Here is a 3,011-nt window from a genome sequence, read left to right on the forward strand (position 1 = left end):
TGAATGCGGCGGGCAACAGCCAGCTTGTGAATGTGGAACAGATCACGGCGTCTGGCGCTGCAGCAGGGGTGACGCTGAACCTGGGCAACCAGACGGAGGCGCTGTCGATTACGGGCAGTGCCCATGAGGACACTATCACCGGCGGGTCGGGCAATGACACGATCGATGGTGGCGCGGGTAACGACACGGTCAACGGCTTTGCGGGAACGGACACGGTCGATGGCGGTGCCGATACGGACACGCTGGTGCTGGCTGCGACCTCGACCGATCTGAATGCGGCGGGCAACAGCCAGCTGGTGAACGTGGAACAGATCACGGCGTCTGGCGCTGCAGCAGGAGTGACGCTGAGCCTGAGCAACCAGACGGAGGCGCTGTCGATCACGGGTAGTGCCCATGAGGACACGATCACCGGCGGCTCTGGTAACGATATGTTAGACGGCAGCGAAGGCAACGATACGCTTATAGGCGGAGCAGGCGATGACATCTACGTCGCCGACAGTTCTGGGGATACTATCACGGAAGGCTCCAGCGCGGGGACGGACAAGGTCCGTACTGCGCTTGGCAATTATACACTTGGCGCAAACGTCGAGAATCTGACCTACGAGGGTTATGGCAGCTTCGCCGGCACCGGCAATGGCCTTGACAACGCCATCACTGGCGCAGATGGCAGCGACACGCTGGACGGTGGTGGCGGCAACGACACGCTGTATGGCGGAGCAGGAAATGATCTCATTTATTTGGCTGGTGGCGGGCGTCTACTAGCTTACGGTGGTACAGGGGAAGATGCTTTTTATGTAACACAGAGTCTCTCCGGGGGTAGCATGAGTAGCTATATCGACGGCGGAGATGGAATTGATAGTCTTTATGTTTCAGTTCGGCTTACTGGAATAGATATGAATAGCGGTATCTATGGAGTTGAAAATATATATGGATCAGAATTCGATGATGCTTTTCGTGGTGATGAGAAAGAAAATATTTTGTATGGAAATGGCAGTGGCGATAGACTTTGGGGCGGGGGAGGTAATGATGTTTTGAATGGTGGAAACGGAAATGATATAATAATGGGAGAAGCAGGAATCGATCTTTTAACTGGCGGAAGTGGCGCCGATCGGTTCTATTTTACAACGGCACCGGTCGCGCAAACTCCTGATACCATAACTGATTTTTCATCGGGAGAAGACAGAATTGACTTTGTTGGCAGACTCTACGGCCTTAGTGGTAACAGTATTCAACTTAGTGCCAATCAGTTTGTGCTCGGTAACGCAGCGCTCGATTCTAACGATCGGATCCTTTACGATGCTAATATTGGTGAAATATATGTTGATTACGATGGTAGTGGCTCAATTGAGCCAATTCTGTTTGCCACGGTTTCGACTGGTACGGTCCTGAGCGCGGGTGACTTTTGGATTTTCTAGAGCCTAGGGAGATCAGTGAGGTGGACGCCTCCGGAAAGTGGCGGCGCATTGAGTTTTGTGATTCTCTGACTGGCATCAACTTGGTGGAGAGGGATCGATGCACGTGCAGAATGGCTTCTGGGATGTTGAGGGCCGGCTGAAGGAATAGTCTGCTGAAGGCGATCCGCTGGAGAGGCTGGCTTCTACTGTTGATTTCGAGTTATTCCGGCCAGTGCTGAGAACGACTTTGACCCGTGGTGCTGGCAGCAAGGGCGGCCGCCCCGGCTTCGATCCGGTGCTGAAACTCAAGATGCTGGTGCTGCAGTCCCTGCATGGTCTGTCGCTGACGCAGACGAGCTACATGGTGCGAGACCGGCTGAGCTGGATGCGGTTCTGCGGACTTGGGCCCGGAGGCACTGTTCCGAATGCCAATACACTGTGGGATTTCCGCGAAGCGCTGATTGCCACCAAGGCGCTGGAGAAAGCCTTCGAGATGCTGGACCGGACGATCAGCGCGGCGGGCTATCTGCTGATGGGCGGTCAGATCATCGATGCCACGCTGGTGGCGGCCCCTAAGAGTCTGTCCGAAGAGTTCATGCTGGATTGCATAGCATACTGAGCATGAGCCTGATTGAGGCGAGGTACAGGAAGGAAAGGGCTTTTCGGTTGAAGCATTCCCAGTCTTAGGCCAGCCCTCGGCAGCACGACGAAGCCCTTTGCCTGATCTGATCGTTTGTAAGCGCCGTCTACGCCTTGCAGTTACCCACAAGTGCCTTGCGGCATTACGATACGGGCCCCTTCGACGAGGTCGGCGAGACGGGAGAAGCCACGCCATATTACTGCCGTCCCTGGCGGCGCGTCGGAAGCGCGGTCGAGATAACCCCCGAGGCGTGCGACCGCCTTTACATAGAAATTAAGGTTGTGTGGCTCTTGCCGCTTTCTGTCCGGGGTCGCGAGTTCGAGCATGCGGCACTCGGCTTTCGTGAAGACAGCAGTCGGCGATGCTTCAGGGGCCTCGCGGGTTAGCATCGTCAGCCATGACACGCGCCAGGCCACGACGCAGCACAATGCGATGCAATTGGCCAGTCAATCCGCAGTTGTTAGCCGGATATCTTCAACTTTGCATCCTGTTTTCAGTGTCTTGAAGAAGGTCTCTATTTTCCAGCGCAGCGCGTACCAGTGTAGTTTATGAACTGCATCCTCATGACTTTTGACGACCAGATTGGTGATCAGCTTCCAACAGATCGGCGCGCGACCTTCGGGCGGACAGACCTCCTCGGCATGAATGATTTGTAGCTCTTGCCGGGAATACTTCTTCTGCTTGCCGATGGGGGGACATACCATCATTGAGGCGAATTTGACCTGGAGTTCCGCAGACTGCTCGACCCCATTGGCGTCGCGAAACCGAATGTTATGGGTGCCACTGGGGGCGATGTCGGCTAGGGCGCGGGATATTCTTGTGTCGCCATCTTCAGCTAGCCCGATCTATTCATCAGGTTAGCGTTCATCAGTAGGCTGATGATGATTTTCGTCTGAAGACGCGACTGATCCTCGCCCCGAAAGACGATCACGGATGTTGATGTTGGCAGGCGTTGAGGTTGACGTTCGGGGACGGCA

The 3,011-nt window shown here is 55.2% G+C and carries 4 protein-coding genes and 1 pseudogene; 2 read left to right on the forward strand and 3 right to left on the reverse strand.

Annotation, left to right across the window (positions count from 1 at the left end):
- Positions 1 to 1,415, forward strand: a 1,415-nt coding sequence (locus ACILRA_RS21565) for a calcium-binding protein (RefSeq protein ID WP_395664096.1), incomplete at its 5' end; no start/stop codon positions are given.
- A 226-nt stretch (positions 1,416 to 1,641) separates the two neighbouring features.
- Positions 1,642 to 2,013 (forward strand): transposase, encoded by a 372-nt coding sequence (locus ACILRA_RS21570; protein ID WP_395664097.1) that lies wholly within the window; start codon positions 1,642 to 1,644, stop codon positions 2,011 to 2,013.
- On the opposite strand, the pseudogene ACILRA_RS21575 reads toward ACILRA_RS21570, so the two are convergent.
- The 3 genes and pseudogenes from ACILRA_RS21575 to ACILRA_RS21585 all read right to left on the reverse strand — a co-directional run.
- A pseudogene (locus tag ACILRA_RS21575) lies at positions 1,988 to 2,129 on the reverse strand (IS5/IS1182 family transposase); the annotation flags it as partial. The gene ACILRA_RS21570 and the pseudogene ACILRA_RS21575 overlap by 26 nt on opposite strands.
- A gap of 24 nt (positions 2,130 to 2,153) precedes the next feature.
- Positions 2,154 to 2,450, reverse strand: coding sequence for an IS4 family transposase (locus ACILRA_RS21580; RefSeq protein WP_395664098.1), 297 nt, complete (start codon positions 2,448 to 2,450; stop codon positions 2,154 to 2,156).
- Positions 2,451 to 2,480: 30 nt separating this feature from the next.
- On the reverse strand, positions 2,481 to 2,741 hold the full coding sequence (locus ACILRA_RS21585; RefSeq protein WP_395664099.1) for a transposase: 261 nt from the start codon (positions 2,739 to 2,741) through the stop codon (positions 2,481 to 2,483).
- Positions 2,742 to 3,011: the final 270 nt, after the last annotated feature.

This window comes from Aestuariivirga sp., from assembly GCF_044239095.1.
Taxonomy (GTDB): Bacteria; Pseudomonadota; Alphaproteobacteria; order Rhizobiales; family Aestuariivirgaceae; genus Aestuariivirga.